Source organism: Oceanibaculum nanhaiense (genome assembly GCF_002148795.1).
GTDB classification, from domain to species: Bacteria; Pseudomonadota; Alphaproteobacteria; order Oceanibaculales; family Oceanibaculaceae; genus Oceanibaculum; species Oceanibaculum nanhaiense.
Genome location: NZ_MPOB01000039.1, coordinates 1 through 311, shown reverse-complemented (window position 1 = coordinate 311; position 311 = coordinate 1). Strand labels below are relative to the sequence as shown.

The following is a 311-nucleotide window of genomic DNA, read 5'->3' as shown; positions in this document are numbered from 1 at the left end:
GAAGACAGCGATCCGAAGCTGGGCCGCGAGGCGATCCTGGAGCTGATGGCCGAGGTCGATCGCTACATCCCGCAGCCGGAGCGTGCGAAGGACCTGCCGTTCCTGATGCCGATCGAGGACGTGTTCTCGATCTCCGGCCGTGGCACGGTGGTGACCGGCCGCGTCGAGCGCGGCATCGTGAAGGTTGGCGAGGAAGTCGAGATCGTCGGCCTGAAGGACACCACGAAGACGGTTGTGACCGGCGTCGAGATGTTCCGCAAGCTGCTGGACAGCGGCGAGGCGGGCGACAATATCGGCGCGCTGCTGCGTGG

1 protein-coding gene is annotated in these 311 nt (G+C 66.2%); it reads left to right on the top strand.

Translation table 11 applies throughout. The annotated features are described in order from the left end of the window. Nucleotides 1–311: EF-Tu/IF-2/RF-3 family GTPase (locus tag BKM74_RS18410; RefSeq protein WP_245826003.1), on the top strand; the 311-nt coding region annotated here is incomplete at both ends.